Source organism: Caproiciproducens sp. CPB-2, from assembly GCF_036287215.1.
Classification (GTDB): Bacteria; Bacillota; Clostridia; order Oscillospirales; family Acutalibacteraceae; genus Caproiciproducens.
In genome coordinates, this window is record NZ_CP142860.1 from 2,070,445 (window position 1) to 2,093,575 (window position 23,131).

The 23,131-nt window shown below is 53.9% G+C and carries 20 protein-coding genes; 9 read left to right on the forward strand and 11 right to left on the reverse strand.

The window, feature by feature from the left end:
• Window positions 1-25 precede the first annotated feature (25 nt).
• A complete protein-coding gene (locus VXK30_RS10330; protein WP_442868017.1) occupies window positions 26-637 on the forward strand; it encodes a TetR-like C-terminal domain-containing protein in 612 nt (203 codons plus the stop codon).
• 125 nt (window positions 638-762) lie between these two features.
• On the opposite strand, the gene VXK30_RS10335 is transcribed toward VXK30_RS10330, so the two are convergent.
• Window positions 763-2,016: an acetate/propionate family kinase gene (locus tag VXK30_RS10335; protein ID WP_275717572.1), complete on the reverse strand. Its 1,254-nt coding sequence runs from the start codon at window positions 2,014-2,016 to the stop codon at window positions 763-765.
• A 130-nt stretch (window positions 2,017-2,146) separates the two neighbouring features.
• On the opposite strand from VXK30_RS10335, the gene VXK30_RS10340 reads away from it, so the two are divergent.
• Both VXK30_RS10340 and VXK30_RS10345 read left to right on the forward strand, forming a co-directional pair.
• Window positions 2,147-3,346, forward strand: coding sequence for a tRNA(Met) cytidine acetate ligase (locus VXK30_RS10340; protein ID WP_275717573.1), 1,200 nt, complete (start codon window positions 2,147-2,149; stop codon window positions 3,344-3,346).
• Between the two features lie 16 nt (window positions 3,347-3,362).
• Window positions 3,363-4,298, forward strand: a complete 936-nt coding sequence (locus VXK30_RS10345) for a hypothetical protein (RefSeq protein WP_275717574.1) — start codon at window positions 3,363-3,365, stop codon at window positions 4,296-4,298.
• Window positions 4,299-4,359: 61 nt separating this feature from the next.
• On the opposite strand, the gene upp is transcribed toward VXK30_RS10345, so the two are convergent.
• From upp to VXK30_RS10370, 5 genes are read right to left on the reverse strand one after another with little or no spacing between them, the layout of a single operon-like run.
• Window positions 4,360-4,992: a uracil phosphoribosyltransferase gene (gene upp / locus VXK30_RS10350; protein ID WP_275717575.1), complete on the reverse strand. Its 633-nt coding sequence runs from the start codon at window positions 4,990-4,992 to the stop codon at window positions 4,360-4,362.
• Window positions 4,993-5,033: 41 nt separating this feature from the next.
• Window positions 5,034-5,477, reverse strand: a complete 444-nt coding sequence (rpiB, locus tag VXK30_RS10355; protein ID WP_275717576.1) for a ribose 5-phosphate isomerase B — start codon at window positions 5,475-5,477, stop codon at window positions 5,034-5,036.
• Window positions 5,474-6,184: a tRNA (adenosine(37)-N6)-threonylcarbamoyltransferase complex dimerization subunit type 1 TsaB gene (gene tsaB, locus VXK30_RS10360; protein WP_275717577.1), complete on the reverse strand. Its 711-nt coding sequence runs from the start codon at window positions 6,182-6,184 to the stop codon at window positions 5,474-5,476. Before tsaB ends, rpiB begins: the two co-directional genes overlap by 4 nt.
• On the reverse strand, window positions 6,181-6,606 hold the full coding sequence (tsaE, locus tag VXK30_RS10365) for a tRNA (adenosine(37)-N6)-threonylcarbamoyltransferase complex ATPase subunit type 1 TsaE (RefSeq protein ID WP_275717578.1): 426 nt from the start codon (window positions 6,604-6,606) through the stop codon (window positions 6,181-6,183). Before tsaE ends, tsaB begins: the two co-directional genes overlap by 4 nt.
• A gap of 19 nt (window positions 6,607-6,625) precedes the next feature.
• The gene (locus VXK30_RS10370) at window positions 6,626-8,293 is read right to left on the reverse strand and encodes a formate--tetrahydrofolate ligase (protein WP_275717579.1); all 1,668 of its coding nucleotides are present in this window, start codon (window positions 8,291-8,293) and stop codon (window positions 6,626-6,628) included.
• A 264-nt stretch (window positions 8,294-8,557) separates the two neighbouring features.
• Between VXK30_RS10370 and VXK30_RS10375 the strand changes: the two genes are divergently transcribed.
• The 5 genes from VXK30_RS10375 (at window position 8,558) to VXK30_RS10395 (ending at window position 14,231) form a co-directional block, all read left to right on the forward strand.
• Window positions 8,558-9,259: a response regulator transcription factor gene (locus VXK30_RS10375; protein ID WP_275717580.1), complete on the forward strand. Its 702-nt coding sequence runs from the start codon at window positions 8,558-8,560 to the stop codon at window positions 9,257-9,259.
• Entirely contained in the window at window positions 9,234-11,273 is a 2,040-nt protein-coding gene (locus tag VXK30_RS10380) for a sensor histidine kinase (RefSeq protein WP_275717581.1), read from the forward strand. Before VXK30_RS10375 ends, VXK30_RS10380 begins: the two co-directional genes overlap by 26 nt.
• Before the next feature lie 125 nt (window positions 11,274-11,398).
• The gene (locus VXK30_RS10385; protein WP_275717582.1) at window positions 11,399-12,550 is read left to right on the forward strand and encodes an FtsW/RodA/SpoVE family cell cycle protein; all 1,152 of its coding nucleotides are present in this window, start codon (window positions 11,399-11,401) and stop codon (window positions 12,548-12,550) included.
• 101 nt (window positions 12,551-12,651) lie between these two features.
• Window positions 12,652-13,332, forward strand: a complete 681-nt coding sequence (locus VXK30_RS10390; protein ID WP_329493119.1) for a helix-turn-helix domain-containing protein — start codon at window positions 12,652-12,654, stop codon at window positions 13,330-13,332.
• Window positions 13,329-14,231 carry an IS3 family transposase gene (locus VXK30_RS10395; protein WP_329493117.1) on the forward strand — a complete coding sequence of 301 codons (903 nt, stop codon included), beginning with the start codon at window positions 13,329-13,331 and terminating at the stop codon, window positions 14,229-14,231. The genes VXK30_RS10390 and VXK30_RS10395 overlap by 4 nt, the downstream gene beginning before the upstream one ends.
• A 132-nt stretch (window positions 14,232-14,363) precedes the next feature.
• Here the strand turns inward: VXK30_RS10395 and VXK30_RS10400 are convergent, their stop codons facing one another.
• The 5 genes from VXK30_RS10400 to VXK30_RS10420 all read right to left on the reverse strand — a co-directional run bounded on the left by VXK30_RS10400 (window position 14,364) and on the right by VXK30_RS10420 (window position 20,924).
• Window positions 14,364-14,585 carry a DUF3006 domain-containing protein gene (locus tag VXK30_RS10400; RefSeq protein ID WP_275717633.1) on the reverse strand — a complete coding sequence of 74 codons (222 nt, stop codon included), beginning with the start codon at window positions 14,583-14,585 and terminating at the stop codon, window positions 14,364-14,366.
• A gap of 26 nt (window positions 14,586-14,611) precedes the next feature.
• Complete coding sequence (locus tag VXK30_RS10405) at window positions 14,612-15,535, reverse strand: ComEC/Rec2 family competence protein (RefSeq protein ID WP_275717632.1); 924 nt, start codon at window positions 15,533-15,535, stop codon at window positions 14,612-14,614.
• On the reverse strand, window positions 15,502-17,376 hold the full coding sequence (locus VXK30_RS10410; RefSeq protein WP_275717631.1) for a YgiQ family radical SAM protein: 1,875 nt from the start codon (window positions 17,374-17,376) through the stop codon (window positions 15,502-15,504). The genes VXK30_RS10405 and VXK30_RS10410 overlap by 34 nt, the downstream gene beginning before the upstream one ends.
• Before the next feature lie 5 nt (window positions 17,377-17,381).
• The gene (locus tag VXK30_RS10415; protein WP_275717630.1) at window positions 17,382-19,880 is read right to left on the reverse strand and encodes an FtsK/SpoIIIE family DNA translocase; all 2,499 of its coding nucleotides are present in this window, start codon (window positions 19,878-19,880) and stop codon (window positions 17,382-17,384) included.
• Between the two features lie 207 nt (window positions 19,881-20,087).
• Entirely contained in the window at window positions 20,088-20,924 is an 837-nt protein-coding gene (locus tag VXK30_RS10420; protein ID WP_275717629.1) for a ClpP family protease, read from the reverse strand.
• Window positions 20,925-21,168: 244 nt separating this feature from the next.
• Between VXK30_RS10420 and VXK30_RS10425 the strand changes: the two genes are divergently transcribed.
• The gene (locus VXK30_RS10425; protein WP_275717628.1) at window positions 21,169-23,103 is read left to right on the forward strand and encodes an aconitate hydratase; all 1,935 of its coding nucleotides are present in this window, start codon (window positions 21,169-21,171) and stop codon (window positions 23,101-23,103) included.
• The last annotated feature ends 28 nt before the right edge of the window (window positions 23,104-23,131 follow it).

Here is a 23,131-nt window from a genome sequence, read left to right on the forward strand (position 1 = left end):
TTTATGTTGAGCAGAGGAGAAAATCATGCAAAATGATAAAATAGAACGACATGAGCAGAAAGAAACTATGAGAAATGATAAAGTGGACCGCCGCGTGCGTAAAACAAAAAAAGAGCTCCGTCAGGGTTTGACGCAGCTTCTTGAGGAAAAGAGCATAAAGGATATCACCGTCAGAGAATTATCCGATCTGGTAGATATTAATCGTGGAACCTTCTATCTGCATTATAAAGACGTGTTCGACATGGTGGAACAGATCGAAAAGGAGATGTTTGAAAATTTCCACAGCGTGCTGGACAGATATCCGGCAGAGTCCTTAAACGGACGGCCGTTACCGATGATTGTAGATATTTTCCGCTTTGTAAAAGAGAATGCCGATATGTGCAAAGTATTAATCAGTAGCAATGGGGATATCTTGTTCATTAACCGTCTGAAAGACTTGGTTAGGGAGCGTTGCTTCCGCGATTGGATGGAACTGTTTGGTAAATCCCAGAATTTTGAATATTATTATTCCTTTATCGTTTCCGGCTGTATTGGACTTCTGCAGAAATGGCTGGAAACCGGACTGAAGGAATCTTCGGAGCACATGGCTTCCCTTGCTGAGCAGATGATCATGACGGGGATCGAAGTGATTCAATAACTTAGTACGATTATTGCTGGTACAGCATAGGCAGACAAATTCATTTGGAGGGATATGCAGAGTTTATAAAATGAAAAGGATGCATCCCGCGGGATGCATCCTTTTCATTTTATTCCTTTATTTTATCAGATATCTTCAAGGTCAACGACCGTCTTGTCCTCTGTAGAAGCGTAGGTCAGCTTCTCGACAATCTCCTTGGTGTCGCGCGCAATGACAAGCTCTTCATTGGTCGGAATAACATAAACGGCGACCTTGGAATCATAAGTGGAAATTTTGCCTTCGCGCCCGGAAACCATTTTGTCGTTCAGAACCGGATCGATCTTCACGCCGAAGAATTTCAGGCCGCGGCAGACCGCGTAACGCAGATGAGCCTGATTTTCACCGAGACCGGCTGTGAAAACGATGCAGTCAAGGCCGTTCATGGCCGCCGCATAGGAGCCGATATATTTGATAATCTGATAAGAAAGCATTTCGTGGGCAAGAATAGCTCTGGGATCCCCCTCGATTTCCGCTTTGGTAACGTCGCGGTCGTCGCTGTGTCCGCTGATGCCGAGCAGTCCGGATTTCTTATTCAGAATTTCATCCATCTGTTCGGGGGTAAGGTTTTCTTTCTCCATAATGAAGGTTACGACCGACGGGTCAAGCGAGCCGGAGCGGGTACCCATCATAAAACCGTCCAGCGGCGTAAGGCCCATGCTGGTATCGACAACATTGCCGCCCTTGATGGCCGCAATGGAGGAACCGTTGCCGATATGGCAGGTAACCATGTTGATGTCCTCGATCGGCTGGTGCATCAGATGCGCGCAGTGATTGCTGACATAGCGGTGGGAGGTGCCGTGAAAGCCGTAACGGCGGATTTTATATTTTTCATAATATTCGTAAGGAATGGCAAACATGTAAGCTTTCGGGGGCATGGTGGAATGGAAGGAAGTATCAAAGACAACGCATTCCGGTATGTCTTTTCCAAAAACCTCGCGGCAGGCGAGGATTCCCTGAAGCTCGGGCCCGTTGTGCAGCGGAGCCAGCGGAATCAAGCTCTTGATTCCTTCGATCACATCTTCATTGATAAACAGGGACTTGCTGAAAATGGCGCCGCCCTGAGCAACGCGGTGACCGATTGCCGTAACCTCCGACAGGTTTTTGACGACACCGACCTCTTTATCCGTTAAAGCTGCCGTAACCAGCTTGAACGCCTCTTTATGATCGGACATGGTGACCTGCAAGTCCTTCTTGCGGCCGTCCGCAGTCTTATGGGTAAACGTTCCGCCTTCTATTCCAATACGCTCGCAGTTCCCCTTTGCAAGCATCTCTTCGGTTTCCATATCAATCAGCTGATATTTGAGCGAAGAGCTTCCTGCATTTATTACCAAAATCTTCATGCTTTTTCCTCCTAAAAATGCTTTCTTAGATACCCGAGCGGCTATTGAATCCGCCGAGAGAATACTGTATATTATAATAATAGTACATCGAACCGTCAAATTCAAGAAAAATCAAGGAGTTTGTCATAAAATGCATGTGGCCGGAATCGTTTCTGAATACAATCCGTTCCATAACGGACATGCCGCGCTGGTTTCGGAAACCCGCAAAGCGGGGGCAACCCACGTTGCGGCGGTCATGAGCGGCAACTTCGTGCAGCGCGGCGAACCGGCGATCCTTTCCAAATGGGCGCGGACAAGGCAGGCGCTGGAAAACGGCGTCGACCTTGTCGTGGAGCTGCCGCTGCCCTGGGCGCTTGCGGGAGCGGAAAAGTTTGCTTACGGCGGCGTGGCACTGCTGGACGCGATGGGAATCGACCTGCTGAGCTTCGGCAGCGAATGCGGCCGCACAGAGGACTTATACAAAGCAGAACGGGCGCTCGGCTCCGGAGAGCTGCGGGAAAGAATCCGTTCCGAGCTGAAAAGCGGCGCAACCTTTGCAAAGGCAAGGCAAAACGCGGTCGCCGGCCTGTTCGACGAAGAAACCGCGGAACTTTTAAGCGAGCCAAACAATATTTTAGGCATAGAATACCTGAAGGCGCTGCGCAGACTGAATTCCGGCATCGAACCGTTTACAGTCAGACGCGTGGGCGCCGCGCACGACGCGCACGCCCCGGAGGGATTCATAGCCTCCGCCTCACAGATACGGAGAATGATGCGCTCCGGAGAAGATTTTTCCCCGCTGATGCCTCCTTCCTGTGCGGAAACGGCAAGGCGGGAAATAAAAGCCGGAAACGCTCCCGCCGACCTTGCCCTCATCGAGCGGGCCGTTCTGGCAAAGCTGAGAACGATGAGCCCCGAACGGTTCGCCGCCCTTCCCGACATCAGCGAAGGGCTGGAGAACCGGGTTTACGCCGCGGTGCGCAAAGCCGGCGGCCTGGAGGAAGCATACAGCCTGATTAAGTCCAAAAGATATACGCACGCCAGAATCCGGCGGATCATTCTTTCCGCTTTTCTGGGGCTGGATGCTTCCATGAGCGCGGGGATTCCTCCCTATCTGCGCATCCTCGGCTTTAATCAGCGCGGCACGGAAATTCTGCATTCCATGAAGGGGCGGGCAGCGCTGCCGGTCATCACCAATTCGTCGGACATATTTTCTCTTGACAAAAGCGGGAAAAATATGCTTGAATTAGAAAACAGAGCAACGGACCTTTATGCGCTGTGTATGCCGAAAATCGCGCCCTGCGGGCTCGACAGGACAACGGGTATTATTTCTATTTCGTCTTTTGACTGAAAGGATGTGTCTTCTCTTGTCTATTGAAATTAAGGAAACGGAATATGAGAACTACGGAAAATGCCTGAGGCTGGATAACGGCCTGATCGACGTTGTTGTAACCATTGAGTTCGGGCCGCGCATCGTCCGTTTCGGCTTTATCGGCGAAGAAAATATTCTTTACAACGATCTGGAACGCCGCAATTATATCAGCAGCGAAAGTATGTCGGAACGCTACGGCAAGGACGCGGCTTTTTACCATTACGGCGGCCACCGCGTATGGCTCAGTCCCGAAAAAATGCCCGAAACGTATTATCCGGACAACGAGCCGGTCGTATACGGCATTCTGCCGGAAGGCGTCAGCTTTACGCCCCCGCGCCAGAAGCGCAACGACGTTCAGCTGAGCTTTGAAGTGATCATGACCGAGGGCACCACGGATATCATGGTGGTGCACAGCGCGAAAAACTGCTCGAAGGAAAAACGGAACTGCGCGCTGTGGGCGCTGACCATGGTGAAGGGCGGCGGCATGGAGGTGATCCCGATGAACAAGGACACCGGCAGCTCGCTGCTCCCCAACCGGCTTCTCACTCTTTGGCCGTATTCCGATATCCGGGACAAACGCCTGTCAGCGGGCAACCGGTTTATTACGATCCGGCACGACACGGACAAACCCGACGCACTGAAGCTGGGCGTCAACAATACGCCGGGCTGGGCATCGTACACCTGCGGAGAATATACGCTAATAAAGCGTTACCTTCACACCGCTCAGGCGGCGTACCCGGATTACGGCTGCTCCTATGAGACGTACGCGTGCGGCGATTTTATCGAAATGGAATCGCTGAGTCCGCTGTACGGCCTGGAACCGGGCGAGGGAATCCGTCACGTGGAAAATCTTTCGCTGATCAGGCAGCCTTTCCCGGACGACCCGGTCGACGAGGACGCAATCGAAAAATTCTGCGCGCATTTTAAATAAATTTTTTTCGACACGATCAAACGGGGGGCGGCCAATGGCCGCCCCCCGTTTCTATCTATTTTTACAGTGTTCCGAAAATACGGTCGCCCGCGTCGCCAAGGCCCGGTACAATGTAGCCGATGTCGTTCAGGTGATCATCGACGGCGGCGCAGAAAAGCTGTACGTCGGGATGCGCTTCGGTAAACGCCTTCACCCCTTCCGGAGCGGCAATAATGCACATAAAGCGGATGCTTTTCGGCTTGCTGCGCTTGATGATGGTGACTGCGTCGATCGCGGAGCCGCCGGTGGCGAGCATCGGGTCCAGCACGATGACGTCGCGCTCCTCAATATCCTGCGGCAGCTTGCTGTAGTATTCTATCGGCTGCAGCGTCTCGTGGTCGCGGTAAAGGCCGATATGGCCGACCTTCGCGGCGGGAACCATTTTCAGTACGCCGTCCACCATGCCCAGGCCCGCTCTTAAAATAGGAACAAACGCAAGCTTCCTTCCCGCAATCACCTTTGTTTTCGCTTTCCCCATGGGGGTCTCGATCGTCGTGTCCTCCAAAGGAAGATCGCGGGTCGCCTCGTAGCACATCAGCATCCCGATTTCACCGACCAGCTCGCGGAATTCCTTGGAACCCGTGTTTTTGTCGCGTAAAAAAGTCAGCTTGTGCTGAATCAGCGGATGATCCATAACAAATACCTGTTTATCCATGTTGACAGCCTCCATAGTCTTGTATTGTTGTAACTCCAAAATTACAGTTCGCCGCGCTCTATCGCAGAGATTTCGTCAATGCGCTGCTGGTGGCGGCCGCCTTCAAATTCGGTTTTCAGGTAGATCTTTGCGAGCTCCACCGCCTTTTTTTCATCGATCACCCGGCCTCCAAGGCAGAGAATGTTGGAATTGTTGTGCCGACGGGTCATTTCCGTGCAGTAAGCGTCGGCGCACACCGACGCACGGATGCCCTGCACCTTGTTGGCCGCGATGCTCATCCCGATTCCCGTTCCGCAGCACAGGATTCCGCGCTCCGCTTCGCCGTCCGCTACGCAGTGCGCGACCTTTGCCGCAACCGGCGCATAGTCGATAGAGGTTTCGTCAAACGTGCCGAAATCCTTATAGGCAATATTTTCGGCAGCAAGATAGTTCTTAATGGCTTCTTTCAATAAAAATCCGCCGTGATCCGCTCCTAAAGCTATCATTTGATTTCTCCTTTTATTCGTTTTTTTAATTCCCGCTCCGCCTGCGGCGGGCGAAGATAGATCGGCATCAGAGCCGCCGGGGACACCGCCCCGCCCCGCTCATATACTTTCTGCGCAGACTTTGCCACTCCCCAGGCACGCTGGTAAAGCAGGTGCTCGGGCGGCAGAACCGCGCTCAGGCTTTTAAACCGCTCATTATTATAGCACAATTTCGCGCCGTCTCCAACAAGGAATATCGGTTTCGTGTAATTTTTACATTCCCTTGCCAAATCCTCAATGGAAAGCGCCCGGTCGGGAGTGATTCTTTCCACGGAATTTTCATGCGCGGAAAAGACCGCGTTATAGACCTGCCCGCAGCGGGCGTCCATTACCGCACAGACCGTGCAGTCCAGGTGCGCCAGGTTCTGCGCCATGGCCTCCAGGGCGGAAACTCCCGCACAGGGTTTATTCTGCGCCATGGCCAAGCCTTTGATACTCGCCACGCCGATACGGACGCCCGTAAAAGAACCGGGGCCCGCGGAAACCGCAAACAGATCGACGTTTCCCAGTTCTGTCCGCGTACACTCCAGAAGATGGTCGATCATGGGCATCAGCGTCTGGCTGTGGGTCAGGCGGGTATTGATGTAAAACTCTCCCAGCAGCCTGTCGTCGTCAAGAAGAGCCGCCGAGGCCGCGGTCGCGGAAGAATCGATTGCCAGTATCCTCATGGTTTTATCCCTTCTATCTGAAAAATCCGTTCGTTTTCCCGCGCGCCCCGACGGATTTCAATCCGTATCGCATCCTGCGGAAGAGCGGCCTCGATGTTTTCGCTCCACTCGATGACGAGCACGCCGCCGCTGTCGAGATAATCAAAAAATCCGGTGGAGTAAAGGTCGTCCCACCCGGTTACGCGGAACATATCAAAATGGTAGACATCCAGCCTGCCGTGATATTCGTGAACGAGCGCAAAGGTCGGGCTGGAAACGCCGTCCTGAATTCCAAGCCCGCGGGCAAGGCCGCGCGTAAAGGCGGTCTTCCCCATCCCCATCCCGCCGAAAAGCGCCAGCACCTCGCCGCCGGTCAGCTTTTCCGCAATTTTTACCCCGAGCGCTTCCGTCCCGGCAGGCGAAGAAGTGATGATTTCCTGCATATCCGGTCCCCTTATATCTTTAAAATAATCCCGAAATTTTCCCATTCGCGTCCACGTCGATCTTTTCGGCGGACGGTACCCTCGGCAGTCCGGGCATGGTCATAATATCCCCCGCGTACGCAACCACAAACCCCGCGCCGTTGGAAAGGCGCAGGTTGCGGATGGTGATACGGAAGCCTTTCGGCCGTCCTAAAAGCGCGGCGTTGTCGGAAAGGGAATATTGGGTTTTCGCAACGCAGACGGGCAGCCTGTCCCCGCCGAGCGCGGAGATGTCGGCAATAGCCTTTTCCGCCTGGCCGGTGTAGTCCACACCGTCCGCCCCGTAAATTTCTTTGGCAATGCATTCAATTTTCTGCCTGACCGTGGAATCGACGGAATAAATCGGATGGAAATCCGACGGCTTTTCCGCCGCCTCACAGACCTTTTTCGCCAGCTCCACGCCGCCCGCTCCGCCTTTGGCAAAGACTTCCGAAAGCGCGAAATCCGCGCCGTTGTCGCGGCAGTATTTTTCAATATACGCCAGCTCACCGTCGGAATCGCTGCCGAAGCGGTTGATGGCGACGACCACCGGCACACCGTACTTCTTCATATTGGCGATATGCGCGCCCAGATTGACGATTCCCTTTTCCAGCGCCGGCAGATTTTCCTCCGCCGTGCGGTCCTTCGGCACGCCGCCGTTGTATTTCAGCGCACGCGCGGTCGCCACAAGGACAACGGCACTGGGCTTCAGCCCCGCAAGACGGCACTTGATGTCCAGAAATTTTTCCGCGCCAAGGTCGGAGCCGAAGCCGGCCTCGGTAATGCAGTAATCGGCAAGCTTCAAAGCAAGACGCGTGGCCCTGACGGAGTTGCAGCCGTGGGCGATGTTGGCAAACGGCCCGCCGTGCATGATAACGGGCGTGCCCTCCAGCGTCTGCACCAGATTCGGATTGATCGCGTCTTTCAGAAGTGCGGCCATGGCGCCCTGCGCCTTGAGGTCCGAAGCGTAGACGGGCGCGCCCGCAAAGGTGTACGCGACCAGAATTCTTCCCAGCCGTTCCTTCAGATCCGTAATGTCGGACGCAAGACAGAAAATGGCCATGATTTCCGACGCAACGGTAATACAAAAGCCGTCTTCGCGGGGAATTCCGTTAATTTTCCCGCCAAGGCCGACCACGATGCTGCGCAGGGCGCGGTCGTTCATGTCGAGACAGCGTTTGATCAAAATCCTTCGCTGGTCAATCCCCAGCGCGTTTCCCTGATGGATATGGTTGTCCAGCATGGCGCAGAGCAAATTGTTTGCGGAAGTAATGGCGTGAAAATCGCCCGTAAAATGCAGGTTGATGTCCTCCATCGGCACCACCTGTGCGTATCCGCCGCCCGCGGCGCCTCCTTTGATGCCGAATACCGGACCGAGGCTCGGTTCGCGAAGGGCAATGACGGCATTTTTTCCGATCCGCTTCATTGCCTCGCCAAGGCCCGCCGTCGTGGTGGTCTTCCCTTCCCCCGCGGGAGTGGGATTGATTGCCGTAACCAGAATGAGTTTGCCGTCCCTGCGGGAGGCAAGTCTGTTGTAGAGAGAGTCGTTCAGCTTTGCTTTAAACCGGCCGTATGGCTCAAGTTCTTCCTCGTAAATTCCGAGGTCAGCGGCAATTTTCGCAATCGGTACGAGCTTTGCCTGCTGTGCAATTTCGATGTCCGTCAGCATTCATGCATTCTCCTAACACATAATTATGACAAAATTATATCATATTCTTTTGTAAAAATGAACAGGAAAGAGTAATATTTCCTGATGAAACAGACGGCGGAAGCATCGTTGTCAGGATATGTTATAATGAAAAGCAGCTCCACAGATCAAGAATAGGGCGAGTGCAGGAAATTAAAATCTTCAGTTTTTTGTAAGAAATCCGTTCAGTTTTTCTTAAGAAATATGCGGTAAGCTGTTGTTAAGGTTTTTGAGGGAGGAAATCAAATGGATAAAAAACAGATTCTGATTGTCGACGACGACCGTGAAATCGTCCGCGCAATCGCCATTTTGCTGGAAAAGGAGGGCTATTCGGCTCTGTGTGCCTACGACGGGCTGGAGGCCGTCGACGCGGCGATGAACAACGAAATCCATTTGATTTTGATCGATGTGATGATGCCGAAGCTGAACGGGCTTTCCGCGGTCATGAAAATCCGTGAAAAACGCAATATCCCGATCATCGTGCTTTCGGCAAAAAGCGAGGACACCGATAAAATTCTCGGACTCAGCATGGGTGCGGACGATTACGTGACAAAGCCGTTCAATCCCATGGAGCTTGTCGCGCGCGTCCGTTCCCAGCTCAGGCGCTACATCAGCCTGGGCGACATCAACGCGAATACGAACGCAAACGAAATCGTCAACGGCAGACTGAGCTATAACACGGACGAACGCATCCTGAAGGCGGACGGCGAGCCCGTCCGTCTGACGGCGACGGAAACCAAAATCGTCGACCTGCTGATGCGCAATCTGGGCAGGACCTTTCCTGCGGAGGAAATATACCGCCGCGTATGGAACGAGCCCGCCTACTGTGTGGAAAACACCGTTATGGTCCATGTCCGCCGCATCCGGGAAAAAATCGAACTCAACCCAAAGGAACCCGAATATTTAAAGGTGGTGTGGGGCATTGGCTACAAAATCGAAAAAGTTTAAGCCGGTATTCAGCTGGCTCTGTTTTTTCTTCAGTATGGTGACGATTACGGGGATCCTGACCTTGGCCCTTTTTTCCGGGGAATTCGTCAACCGCGGCGACTACTTTCTCAGAGAAGTGAACGATGCGTTTGAACAGGACTATCAAAAAACTTCCCTGTTCAGTCAGGGGATGGGATACCGGCTGCAGGATATTCTGGATTCGCTGGCCTCAGGAAAAGAAGCTGACGACACCGGTGCCTGGGAGGTTTTGGACCGGGACGCGAGCAAAAACATCCTCTATTCGGCGGGAACAAAGGACAAACCGGCAATGCATACCAACGGGTACCCGAATCTGGATCTGGATACCGCACCGCTGCCGGACGGGTATAACTTCAGGCTGCATTTCGACGGCGAAAAGGTGACGATTACCAAGGACGGAAAAAATCTGGATATTTACGGGGACGGAGTTTACCGGCCCAACAAATCCATGTGGTATGTTCCGGGTTATACCAGCAACACGGAGCTGAACGATTCCGGCATTGAGAATTACCGCGTAACTATGTTTGTCCGCAGTGAACTCATTGAGCCCGTCAGCGGCAGCAGCGTGTTGTCCTATATTCCCGACAACCAACGAAACGGAAAAACCGCTTTGTATGCCGCCGGGGTCTTTCTGGCGCTTGGCCTGATCGCCTTCGCCGTATATATTCTTCTGAGAAAGGATAAAAAACAGGCTGATCTGGCGCTGGCGCGCTTTACCGGCTGGTTCTGGTGTGAATTCAAGGCGCTGTGCGTCGCCGTGCTGGTCTATCTGGACTTTGCTTTTATGACCCACTCCTGGCACAACGACTGGATTTTATGGGGAACCTGTGCGGTGGTTTCGCTGTTCTGTTATTATCTGGTGGTGAACGATATGCGCTATAACCGTCCCTTTTACCGGCACAATATTTTCAACTCCGCTTTAAACAATTACAGAAGGTTTGAGTTTTCAAAGCCGTTCCAGCGGCAGATGGTCCAACGGTTCTGGGCGCTGCTGGCGGCTGAAATCCTGCTGCTGCTGTTTGGTTTGACCGTAACGGCCGTCATTCATCCCAGTTCCTTCTTCGTCATGGTCTTTCTGCTGCTGGTGCTTGCCGGGATGATTTACCTGATTTACCGGTATGTGCGCAGATTTCAGAACACCGTCTATGACATCGGGCTTCTGATACGCCATATTTCCCTTGTGAAAACCGGCGATTCTTCGGCGGTGGTCGAGCTGCCCGCGGAAGCGGACCTGAAAAACGCTTCGCTGGAATTGAATGAGATTCAGTCCGGCATCGGCGAAGCGGTGGAGGAACGCCTCAAAAGCGAACGGATGAAAATAGAGCTGATCACCAATGTGAGCCACGACCTGAAAACGCCGCTCACCTCCATCATCAGCTATATCGACCTGTTAAAGCAGGAGGAAAATCTGCCCGACCATGTAAAGGACTATATCGAAATCCTTGCCCAAAAATCCGACCGGCTGAAAAACATGGTGCAGGACATCTTTCAGGTGAGCAAGGCGACCAGCGGAAACATCGAGATGAATCCGGAAATTCTGGATTACGGCAAGCTGATCCTGCAGACGCTGGCGGACATGAACGAGCAGGTGGAGGCTTCCGGACTGGTATTGAAAATCGACATTCCGGATACCCCCGTCATGATCCGGGCGGACGGAAAGCTCTTATACCGGGTGTTCCAGAACCTCATCGGCAACGCGCTGCAGTATTCGCTGGACGGCTCCCGTGTATTTATCACGCTGGAACAAACGGGGGAAGAAGCCTCCGCCTCGGTAAAGAATACCTCCCGCTTTGAGCTGGACGGCGACCGGGATATGACCGAACGCTTTGTAAGGGGAGACAGCTCGCGCACGACAAGCGGCAGCGGGCTGGGGCTTTCCATCGCACGCAGCTTTACGGAGGCCTGCGGGGGAGAGTTCCGGATCAGCGTCGACGCCGACCTGTTTTCGGCGAGAGTCGATTTTCCGCTTGCACAGCTGCAGCCCAAAGAGCAGTAAACCCTATTGCTTCTGACATAAAAAGGAAAACCGATGCGGGCTTCTCGCCCGCGCCGGTTTTCCCTTATTATTCGCTTGCAGTTTTCGCGTTTCCATCATATAATAAATAAATTAGAGGTGAAGTCATGCGAGGTTTGAAATCTTTTGTCAACTATTTAAAACGGGCGGACAAGCTGTGTTGGACAATTATGATCCTGATATCGGCGTACAGCCTTCTGCTGCTGAAAACCGTACCCAACAGCGGCTCGGGCAAGTCCTATTTTGCCGTACAGCTGGTCGCCATTATCATCGGCTATGTGGGCGCGATCCTGTTCACGCTGATTGATTACCGGGAAATCGCGAGCTACTGGTATATTGTAGCGGGATTTTGCCTGTTCCTGATTGTATATACACAGATTTTCGGTATTGCGGTGAAAAGCAGCGGCGGCATTAACGCAAAAGCGTGGATAGAGCTCCCCGGCGGTATCACCTTTCAGCCGAGCGAATTGGTCAAGATTGGTTTTATCATTACATTTTCCAAACATATATCGGAACTGAAGGAACGCGACCTGCTGAAATCCTTTCCGCATATCATGCTGCTGGCTTTCCATGCGCTGATTCCAGTCGTACTGGTCCATTTTCAGGGAGACGACGGCACCGCGGTCATCTTCTTCTGCATGTTCCTTGCCATGGCGTTTGGAGCCGGGGTTCAGCTCAGATACTTTGGAGCGGTATTCGCCGCGCTGGCTGTCGCATTCCCTATTGCGTGGGAATATATTTTGCAGGATTACCAGAAAGACCGCTTTACCATTTTCCGCCACCCGGAATCGGACCCGCTGGACAAAGGCCTGCAGCAGATTCAGGGCAGGCTGTCCATCGGCAGCGGACAGTTGTGGGGACGCGGGCTGTTCAACGGCAATTCACGCGTCAGCAAAGGCCTGGTACCCGTACAGCAGAGCGATTTTATTTTCTCGGTCGCGGGCGAGCAGCTCGGCTTTTTCGGCTGTATGCTGATTATGGTTCTTCTTCTGCTGCTCCTGCTGCGGACGCTCCGGATCGCGAGAAAATCCCCCGATTGCCTGGGCAGCAGCATCTGCTTCGGCTTCTTCGGCATGATCGCGGCGCAGGCGCTGTTCAATTTAGGCATGTGCCTGAACCTTTTGCCGGTCATGGGCGTTACGCTCCCGTTTTTCAGCGCGGGCGGTTCGTCCGCAGCCTGTCTGTATTTAGGGTTCGGGTTAGCGCAGAACGTGCATATGCACAGAATGAACACGGACAAAGTTACGCTCCGGCGATAGAGTGTCATGATAAAAAACACCGCCTTATCCCTTGTGATATGCTACCCCCAGATAGGACAGTGAAATAAAAAAGCACTGTTCTTCAGTCTGGGGGTAAAATTATGCCGAATAGGAAGAAGACAACAGCCGAAGAAAAGATCCGTATTGTAGAATTGTATTTGTCAGGCAAAATTGGATACAGCGAAGCAGGAAAACAGGCGGGAGTAGATTGCAAGACGATTGCGCGTTGGGTCAGTCGGTACAAGACGGAAGGGCCTGCGGGGTTTCTGACCCACGGACACGACCGGGCATACGGCAAGGAAACGAAACTATCGGCAGTTTTGGATTATCTTGCTGGGAAAGGTTCTCTTCAGGAAATCTGCGAAAAGTACGGAATCCGTGATACCCGGCAGCTCAGGGATTGGCTGAGGGTATATAATTGTCATGAAGACTTCAGGATACATACGGGAGGGAGTCGCATGACGAAGGGCCGGGATACAACCGCGAAAGAACGGATGGAGATCGTAAAAGCGTGTATCGTCAACGGGAATGATTACGGCGGTACAGCGCTTAAGTATCGAGTTTCTTACCAGCAGGTTTACACCTGGACGAGGAAATACCGAAATATGGGCAGGGCGGGGCTGGAGGACCGGCGGGGACACCGGGCCGGGACGCTTCCGAGCCGGACGCCGGAAGAAGAACTCAGAGACAAGGTTGCTCAGCTTGAACGGAAAAACTATGATCTGGAAATGGAGAACGCTCTGTTAAAAAAAGTGAAGGAATTGGAGAGGAGGCGACGTTGAGCTTCATCAGGCATCCGGCGGCTTACGGCGCGGTAAGCACGCTGTCTGCGGAACGGGTATTCCCTGTTTGGAAACTCTGCGGCTTTCTGCACATCACGCGCTCGGCGTATTACAGATGGCTGAAGCACCCGAAAAGCAGCCGCGAGTTGGAAAACGAACTCATCGCAGGCGAGGTCGAGAAAATCCATAGCCTGCATACGGATATGGGATACCGCAGAATACGGGATGAGTTGGACAGGCATCATGGCATTCATGTCAACGACAAGCGAGTACTCCGCATCGACCGTGCACTTCATATTCAGTCCAGCGTCAAATACCGTCGGCACGGGTGCACAAAAAGTGCGGCATCGCCGGAATACATTGCCAAAAACTATTTGAACCGCAAATTTTATGCGGACGCTCCGAACCGAAAATGGTTGACCGATGTAACGGAATTCAAGTATTTCATCGGCCCGGAAATCCGCAAGGTTTATCTGAGCGCTATTCTGGACTTGTACGACCGGCGCATCGTTGCCTATGCCGTAGGCGATCATAATGACAACAGGTTGGTATTCAATACGCTGGATGCTGCCGTGGCCGCTAATCCGGACGCACACCCGCTATTTCACAGTGACCGGGGGTACCAGTATACCAGCCGTTCTTTTCACTCGAAATTGCATGCCGCCAAGATGAAGCAAAGCATGTCCAGAGTGGCGCACTGTATTGACAATGGGCCGATGGAAGGCTTTTGGGGTATCCTCAAACGGGAAATGTACTATGGACGCAAATTCACCGACCGGAAACAGATCACGCAAGCCATTTCAGAGTATATTTACTTTTACAACTACCGGCGACTGCAGCGCCGATTGTCTGTTATGACACCCATGGAGTTCCATGCACAGTACGCAAAAGCTGCGTAAAAATTGCTGCCCGCCGGTTCCGGCGGACAGCAGTCCTAAAAATCTTTTTATTTTTTCATTGTCCTCTTGACGGGGTGCACACCACCCATCACACAACGGGAAAGGGCGGTGTTTTTATGATATTCTGCATTTTTACTGGAAAAGTTTATCCTGCAGTTTTTTTGTTTTGGAACGCCTTTGCGCCGTCGCTTCCGCGTTGATGCTGAGCGCCCCCTCGGCGGCGTCCACATTCAGCACGTCGCCTTCCCGCGCGCCCTGCGGGAGCTCGGTGGTTTCGATGGCGAAGAATTTCTGATCCTTGTCCTCACAGATTGCGTAAGTTCCCTCAAAACGGTCTATGACCAGCATTTTCATTTTTTCTATCCCCCTCTTTATCATCATCAGCGCTCGGCTGCAAGCTTTATAGTTTGCCCGTCGCTCATAAAAATAAGCGTTCCGCTGACGTCGGTCCGGTAAACCGCCGCTCCGGCGGACAAAAGCCTTTTGAGTACTTCCCGTTTCGGAAGCCCGTTGGAATCGTCGGCAACGGAAATCGCCGCCCATTTCGGCTTTACGGCGTTCAGCAGAGCGTCCGTGGTGGAGGTGCTGCTGCCGTGGTGGCCGACCTTCAGAACATCGGCGGAAAGGTCTTCCCCGCCCGCAAGCAAATCGGATTCCTCCTCTTTTTCCGCGTCGCCCATCAGCAGAAACCGCGTTTTCCCATAGGTCAGCTTCAGGACGATGGAATTGTTGTTGGTGCTGCCGCCCTGCCGGACAGGGGCAAGGACCTCTATTTCCATCCCGCCGAGAGAGAAAGTTTCTCCGGGCCGGGGAGCAGTCGTCAAAATCCGTTTTTCGTTCAGCGCTTTCTGCGCGGCAAGATATTCCCCACTGGATGGAATCAGGTCCTTCGGGATATCGGGCGCAAAATATTTTTTGACGGGATAACGCCCGATCAGGTACGCAAGACCGCCGATGTGATCCTCGTCGGGGTGCGTGTTGACCATATATTCCAGTTCCTTCACGCCCCGGCGGTCAAGGTATTCCGCCACCGGTTCCCCGCAATCGACAGTCCCGCCGTCAACGAGCATCGCTCTCCCCCCGCACTCAATCAAAATGCTGTCGGCTTTTCCGACCTCCAGCACATGGAGGGACATTGGGCTGGAATCCGCCGCCGCGGAGAAATCGCTCAGTCCGAAAAAGGAAAAAATCCGGTGCCAGGAGGCTGCCGCCCCGAACGGCAGCAGCGAAACAACGAATCCAATCGCCAGGAACAGCGAAATAGTGATTTTCAGCGCCTTTTTACTGTTTTTTTGCTGCTCCATCTGCCCCGCTTCTCTCTGTTCTGAACTTGGGCGGCACGCTGCATGGCAGGGCTGGGAGGGACAAGACACGATCCGCCCGTACCGATCAGGTCGCTGCGGCCCGCGGCTTTCAGCGCCGCAATTACCAGATCCCTGTTCTTTGGATTAAAATACTGCAGAAGCGCCCGCTGCATCGCCTTTTCCCGGTCGGTGCGGGGAATATAAACCTCTTTCATCGTATAAGGATCGAGCCCGGTGTAAAACATGCAGGTGGAAATAGTGCCGGGCGTGGGATAAAAATCCTGCACCTGCTCCGGACGAAGGTGCTCGCGCTTCAGAAACAGAGCAAGCGAAACCGCATCTTTCAGGGTGCTGCCTGGGTGGGAGGACATCAGGTATGGAACAAGATACTGCTCCTTGCCCTCCTCCTTACAGAATTGATGATATTTTTTTTCAAATTTTAGAAAAGATTCAATATGCGGCTTGCCCATACAGTCAAGGACCTCCGGAGTACAGTGCTCCGGCGCAACTTTCAGCTGTCCGCTGACATGGTATTTGACCAGTTCCCTGAAAAAGGCGTCGTCCTTGTCTTCAATCAAATAATCAAAGCGGATGCCGGAACGGATAAACACGCGTTTGACCTTCGGCAGGGCGCGCAGCCTGCGCAGAATGTCGAGGTATTCGCTGTGGTCCACCTTGAGCAGGGGGCACGGCTTCGGTGCAAGGCATTTTTTGCCGCCCGCGCAGAGCCCCAGCTTTTCCTGTTTGTCGCAGGACGGGTGGCGGAAATTGGCGGTCGGGCCGCCGACATCGTGGATATATCCTTTAAAATTTGGGCTTTCCGTCAGCTTTTTCGCTTCGCGCAGGATGGATTCCTCGCTGCGGGTGGTGATGGAACGGCCCTGATGGAACGCGATCGAACAGAAATTGCAGGCGCCGAAACAGCCGCGGTTGTGCGTAATGGAGAACTCCACCTCCTGAATGGCCGGGACCCCGCCCATGCTCTCGTAGCACGGGTGATAGGTGCGCATATACGGCAGCTCATAAACGGCGTCGAGCTCCTTTTGCTTTAAAGGCGGCATCGGCGGGTTCTGAACCAGTATTTTGCCGCCATGGCGCTGAATGACTCTGCGTCCCCGCACGGCGTCCTGCTCGTCCTGCTGTTTGCGGCAGGAAACGGCGTACTCCCTTTTATTCTGACAGACCTGTTCAAAGCTGGGACAGTCTACCGCCGGGCCGGGCCGGTATTCCTTCGTGGGAACTGCGTAGCAGGTGCCACGGATATCGGTGATCGTACCGATCGGCTCGCCGGAAAACAGGCGGCGGGCAATTTCGACCGTCTGGCTTTCGCCCATGCCGTAGGTCAGCAAATCCGCCCCGGAGTCCAGAAGAATCGACGGGCGGATTTTGTCGTCCCAGTAATCGTAATGCGCGAAGCGGCGAAGGGACGCTTCCAGCCCTCCGATAACGACCGGCGAGTCCGGATAGATTTCCCTGATTTTTTTCGTGTAGACAATAACGGCGCGATCGGGCCGGAGACCGGTTCTGTTCCCCGGCGAATAGGCGTCTTCTTTGCGTCTGCGGCGCGCCACGGTGTAATGGGCGACCATGGAATCAATGTTTCCGGAGCTGACCAGAAAGCCGTATTTCGGCTTGCCGAACCGGGTAAAATCCCGATCGGTGCGCCAGTCCGGCTGCGCCAGAATGGCCACCCGGTAGCCAAACTGCTCCAGCACGCGCGAGATGATCGCGGTGCCGAAGGTAGGATGGTCAACGTAGGCGTCGCCGGTTACGACGACGAAATCCGGCGCGTCCCAGCCAAGAGCATCCGTTTCTTCTTTTGTAATGGGTAAAAAAGGCATTCCGCTTATTCTTCACTTTCTTTTTGATCTGCCTGCTGCATGGTCATTTCCAGCCACTGCTGGTATGTAATGAGCACCTGACGCGGCTTGGAGCCTTCGTGCGGGCCTACAATGCCCATCTGCTCCATCTCGTCGACCAGACGGCCGGCGCGGGCATACCCGAGGCGCAGGCGGCGCTGGAGCAGAGAGGTCGAAGCCTGTCCCGCTTCCACAACGCATTTGACCGCTTCCGGCATCATGGGGTCGGTGTCGCCGTTCACGCCGCCGTCGCCGCCGCCGTCCTTCTCGGCTACGGCGTTTTTCTCAATCTCTTCGGCAATATTTTTATCATATCCCGCTTCCTGCGACTTCTTTACGAAATTTACGACGGATTCGATTTCACTGTCGCTGACAAAGCAGCCCTGGATTCTGGTGGGCTTCTGCGAGCCGACGGGCGAAAACAGCATATCCCCGCGCCCCAGAAGCTTTTCCGCGCCGCCCATGTCCAGAATGGTTCTGGAATCCACCTGGGAGGAAACGGAAAACGCGATACGGCTTGGGATATTCGCCTTGATAATTCCGGTGATGACGTCGACGGAGGGCCGCTGTGTGGCAATCAGCAGATGCATGCCCGCGGCGCGCGCCATCTGCGCCAGACGGCAGATGGAATCCTCCACCTCGTTGGGGGCGGCCATCATCAGGTCGGCAAGCTCGTCGATAATGATGACGATCTGCGGCAGGGGCGGTAGAGGCTGTCCGCTTTCATCCTTACAGTTGTTAGATTTGATAAGTTTATTATAACCTGTTAGATCTCTTACCTTATTTTCGGCAAAAGTCTTGTACCGCTTAAGCATTTCCGTGACGGCCCATCCCAAAGCGCCCGCGGCCTTGCGGGGATCGGTGACAACCGGAACCAGAAGCTGTGGAATCCCGTTGTAAATGCCCAATTCCACCACCTTCGGGTCGATCATCAGAAATTTGACCTCTTCCGGAGTGGATTTATACAGAAGGCTGACAATAAACGAGTTGATGCACACGGATTTGCCGGAGCCCGTGGCGCCCGCAATCAGAAGATGAGGCATCTTGCTCAGATCCGCCATCGCGACCTCACCCGCGATGTCGCGCCCGAGCACGACGGTCAGACGGCTCTGCGCCGTGACAAAGCTGTTGGACTCGATCAGCTCGCGCATCCTGACAACGCTGACCTTCTTGTTCGGGACCTCTATTCCGACGGCGGCCTTGCCCGGAATCGGCGCCTCGATGCGCACTCCGGACGCGGCGAGGTTCATGGCGATATCGTCGGACAGATTCGTGATCTTACTGATTTTCACCCCCGCAGCGGGTTGAAGTTCATAACGGGTTACAGCGGGGCCGTGACTTCGATTAACAATATGCGTAACAACTCCAAAACTTTTTAAAGTCTGGACCAACCTTTGACCATTAAACTCTAATTCTGCAGCTATATCTTGCTCATTCGTTACTTTTGTAGTTTCCAGCATGGTGACCGGCGGAAAATGGTAGGTGCCGTCCTGCGGCGGCTCGTCAGTAAACATGGTCATCTGCACGCCGGCGGGTTCGGAGATTTTTTGCGCCTCCGGCTGCGGCGAAGCGGCCTGACGGGCGGCGTAAGCGGCGGCGGCCGCAGCGGAGCCGGTTTTATCCGCGGCCGGCGGAACCAGAGCCGCGGGCTGCTCTATCTTTTCCACTACGGGCTCTTTGACCCCGAACACCTTTTCCAGCTGTTCGAGCTTCTTGTTCTTCTGCGGCTTGCCCTTGGCCTGAACGGCACGCTGCGCCATATCCTCGCGGTCAAGCGCAATATCGATGTTGGAATTGGCCTGACGGGCGCGTTCCACAGCCCGCTGTTCCTGTGCGCTGCTGAAACTGGCAGCCATCATGTCGGCCGGTTTTGTCACCGCCCGGAACAATTGGACAAGGCTGGTCCCGGTCAAAATCATAACCGCTACAAACAGAGACAGAATAATAACGATTTTTGCCCCGGTCGAGCCGAGCGCCGCGACGAACGGGATTCCAATCAGGCCGCTGAACAGCCCGGCGCCGGACCTTTGGGTACCCAGGGTATAAAGATCCTTGAGCCTGTCCCAGTACGAGGTGATGGGCGTATTGTTCTGATCGGTAAAAATATAGACAGCCGCGCAAAACAGCGCAATAATGACGATCATAAAAATGACTTTGCTGCCCAGACGGTTTTTCTGACGCTCAAAAGCCGTTACGAGCGATATGTAGCAGAGAAGAATCGGCCAGATGATCGCGCAGCTGCCAAAAAGGCCCAGAAGCGCGTTGTGGCACCACAGCCAGATGTGGTCGCCCCCGATCAGCACAAGGCAGACCATCAGGATGGACATGGCAAACACCACAATCGCGTTGATCTGATTGCGCTGCCTGATATACTCGGCATCCTTTTCCGCCCTTGTTTTTCTTCCGCCGGCAAGGTGCTGTGCCTTCGGCTTGCTCCGTGCGCGGGGCGCCGCTTTCTTATTCGTATTTGTTCTTTGAGTTGCCACCTTATAATCACCTTATATTTTTTATTTTCATTTGTTTCTGTCATTCGTTATATGTAACTTTTGCATTTTTTGCCGCCCTCCGTGAGGGAGGCGGCGCGCCGGAGGGAGTAAAAGCTCCCGGTCGGGGCTTCTATCAGACTCCCTCAGTCAGGCTCCGCCTGCCAGCTCCCTCAAAGAGGGAGCTGAAAAGAAGTTGCGCGGCTCGTTTTATACGCTGCGGCTTTTGGCAGCGGTCTTTGCTGTTTTGGGCTCCGGCTTTTTTGCCCCCGCCTTAGGGGTTCTTGCGCCGGACTTTTTTTGTTGCGCTTTCTTTTTTTCTATCATATCGTAGAGGCAGTCGATGGCGTCGGAAAGGCTTCCGAGAGAATCGATCAGGCCTTCCTTGACGGCGTCGTTTCCGTCCAGAACCGTCCCCACGTCCATAACCAGCTCCTGCGTGTTCATGGAAAGCTCGTGGAACCGTTCGGCGGAAATGTGAGAATTCTGCATGACAAACCGCGTAATGCGCTCCTGCATGCGTTGGAAATACTCAAGGGTCTGCGGAACGCCGAGCAGCATGCCGTTCATACGCACCGGATGAATGGTCATCGTCGCGCTGGGGGCGATGAAAGAATGCTTGGCGGCAACCGCCAGCGGCACGCCGATGGAATGGCCGCCGCCCAGCACGAGCGACACAGTCGGCTTTTTCATCCCCGCGACCAGTTCCGCAAGGGCAAGCCCGGCTTCCACGTCGCCGCCGACGGTGTTCAGAATGATCAGAAGCCCGTCTATGGTGGGTTCTTCCTCAATCGCGACAAGCTGCGGAATCACATGCTCGTACTTGGTCGTCTTATTTTGCGAAGGCAGAATATAATGTCCTTCGATCTGACCGATGATCGTCAGGCAGTGAATCAGATGTTTGCCGTTGCCGGTAATCACCGAACCGGTGTCGATAATCTGGTCGGTCTGCTTTTCGTTTTTCTCGGCTTTATCGTCATCATTGACCCGCTTTATATAATCCCGGTCTTCTTTCTGGCCTTTTTCTTTTTGGTCTTTATGGCTCATTGATAATCCCTCCTACCGCTTTATTGTGCCGTAAGAAGGGCGTTCTCATACACGGAAATGTACAAGTTTGAAATATCAATATTATGATTATATCATCTGTTGTGATATTCATCAAGAAAATAAAGCGTCAAAATAGAATGCTTTGGCAGAAAGTGATTGGATAGATTGACAATTTTGCTTTTTTATTGGATAATGGTTATATATTTAACTATGTTGGGAATTCGAATTGGAGGGAAGCTTGATAATGAGTTTGACTTTGGCACAGAAAATCATAAAAACCCATCTTCTAAGCGGCGAAATGACGCCAGGCAGCGATATCGGTTTGAAAATAGACCAGACGCTGACGCAGGATGCCACCGGAACCATGGCCTATCTGGAATTCGAGGCTATGGGCGTCCCGCGCGTAAAAACAGAGCGCTCTGTCGCTTATATCGACCACAATACCCTGCAGACCGGTTTTGAAAACGCGGACGACCACCGGTACATTCAGACGGTCACCAGGAAACACGGAATTTATTTTTCAAGACCCGGCAACGGAATCTGCCATCAGGTCCATCTGGAGCGCTTCGGCGTTCCCGGCAAAACGCTGATCGGCTCGGACAGCCACACCCCCACCGGCGGCGGAATCGGCATGCTCGCCATGGGCGCCGGCGGGCTTGACGTTGCGGTTGCCATGGGCAGCGGCGAATATTACATCCCCATGCCGAAAATGCTGCGTATCAATCTGACCGGAAAGCTTTCTCCATGGGTTTCCGCCAAAGATATTATCTTAGAGGTCCTGCGCCTTCTGTCCGTAAGGGGCGGCGTCGGCAAGATCGTGGAATACGGCGGCGAAGGAATCGCGGCGCTGAGCGTGCCGGAGCGCGCGACGATCACCAACATGGGCGCGGAGCTGGGCGCAACCACCTCCATCTTCCCTTCCGACGAAGTAACCCTTACGTTTTTGAAAGCACAGGGCCGCGAAAAGGACTGGGTGGAGCTAAAGCCGGACGCCGACGCGAAGTACGATGAAACCATCGGGATCAACCTGTCCGAGCTGAAACCGATGGCGGCCTGTCCCCACAGCCCGGACGCGGTAAAAACCGTGGACGAGATCGGCCCCATCAAAGTGGATCAGGTCTGTATCGGATCCTGTACCAATTCCTCTTACCGCGACATGATGCGGATCGCCTCCATATTAAAAGGAAAGACGGTTCACCCCGACGTGAGCCTTTCGATTGCCCCCGGCTCCAAACAGGTTTACAATATGCTTGCACAGAACGGCGCGCTTGCCGACCTGATTTCCGCCGGCGCACGGATTCTGGAATGCGCCTGCGGCCCCTGCATCGGGATGGGACAATCCCCGAATTCCGGCGGCATTTCGCTGAGGACCTTCAACCGCAACTTTGAGGGACGTTCCGGCACGGCGGACGCCAAAATTTACCTTGTCAGCCCGGAAACCGCCGCGGCTTCCGCCATCAACGGCGTTCTGACCGATCCCCGGACGCTGGGCGAGGAAGCTCCCATCGGGCAGCCCGAAAAATTCCTGATCAACGACAATATGATCATCCCCCCCGCCAGTGAGAAGGAAGCGGAAAACGTGGAAGTCCTGCGCGGGCCGAACATCAAGGAAGTCCCCACCACCACCGCCCTCCCCGGGGACATCGCCGCAAAAGCCCTGCTGAAGGTCGGCGACAACATCACAACCGACCACATTATGCCGGCGGGGGCGAAGATTCTTCCGTACCGTTCCAACATTCCCTACCTTTCCAACTTCTGTTTCGCCGTCTGTGACAAGGAATTCCCGGAGCGCTGCCGCCAATACGGCAAGGGCATCATTGTGGGCGGCTCCAATTACGGACAGGGCTCTTCCCGTGAGCACGCCGTTCTGGTCCCGCTGTATCTTGGAATCAAAGCGGTGATCGCAAAAAGCTTTGCGCGTATCCACTGCGCCAATCTGGCGAACGGAGGAATCCTTCCGCTCGTATTTAAAAACGAGAAGGATTACGACGGAATCGACCAGATGGACGAACTGGAGCTGCCGGATATCCGCGCCACCATCGAAAACGGCGGAACCGTTCTTGTAAAAAACCTGACAAAAGGCACCTCCTTCGAAGCAGACGCCATTCTGAGCGACCGTCAGAGAAAGATCGTTCTTGCAGGCGGCCTGCTGAGCTACATCAAAGAACAGAACAGCTGATACAAAAATACAACGGACTTGCAGAACG

Coding starts and splice junctions, on each gene's coding strand:
- tsaE (WP_275717578.1), bottom strand. CDS start 6,606: ATGCAGGAAATCATCACTTCTTCGCCTGCCGGGACGGAAGCGCTCGGG.
- VXK30_RS10425 (WP_275717628.1), top strand. CDS start 21,169: ATGAGTTTGACTTTGGCACAGAAAATCATAAAAACCCATCTTCTAAGC.
- VXK30_RS10420 (WP_275717629.1), bottom strand. CDS start 20,924: ATGAGCCATAAAGACCAAAAAGAAAAAGGCCAGAAAGAAGACCGGGAT.
- rpiB (WP_275717576.1), bottom strand. CDS start 5,477: ATGATAGCTTTAGGAGCGGATCACGGCGGATTTTTATTGAAAGAAGCC.
- tsaB (WP_275717577.1), bottom strand. CDS start 6,184: ATGAGGATACTGGCAATCGATTCTTCCGCGACCGCGGCCTCGGCGGCT.
- VXK30_RS10410 (WP_275717631.1), bottom strand. CDS start 17,376: ATGCCTTTTTTACCCATTACAAAAGAAGAAACGGATGCTCTTGGCTGG.
- VXK30_RS10390 (WP_329493119.1), top strand. CDS start 12,652: ATGCCGAATAGGAAGAAGACAACAGCCGAAGAAAAGATCCGTATTGTA.
- VXK30_RS10340 (WP_275717573.1), top strand. CDS start 2,147: ATGCATGTGGCCGGAATCGTTTCTGAATACAATCCGTTCCATAACGGA.
- VXK30_RS10400 (WP_275717633.1), bottom strand. CDS start 14,585: ATGAAAATGCTGGTCATAGACCGTTTTGAGGGAACTTACGCAATCTGT.
- VXK30_RS10385 (WP_275717582.1), top strand. CDS start 11,399: ATGCGAGGTTTGAAATCTTTTGTCAACTATTTAAAACGGGCGGACAAG.
- VXK30_RS10375 (WP_275717580.1), top strand. CDS start 8,558: ATGGATAAAAAACAGATTCTGATTGTCGACGACGACCGTGAAATCGTC.
- VXK30_RS10370 (WP_275717579.1), bottom strand. CDS start 8,293: ATGCTGACGGACATCGAAATTGCACAGCAGGCAAAGCTCGTACCGATT.
- VXK30_RS10330 (WP_442868017.1), top strand. CDS start 26: ATGCAAAATGATAAAATAGAACGACATGAGCAGAAAGAAACTATGAGA.
- upp (WP_275717575.1), bottom strand. CDS start 4,992: ATGGATAAACAGGTATTTGTTATGGATCATCCGCTGATTCAGCACAAG.
- VXK30_RS10405 (WP_275717632.1), bottom strand. CDS start 15,535: ATGGAGCAGCAAAAAAACAGTAAAAAGGCGCTGAAAATCACTATTTCG.
- VXK30_RS10335 (WP_275717572.1), bottom strand. CDS start 2,016: ATGAAGATTTTGGTAATAAATGCAGGAAGCTCTTCGCTCAAATATCAG.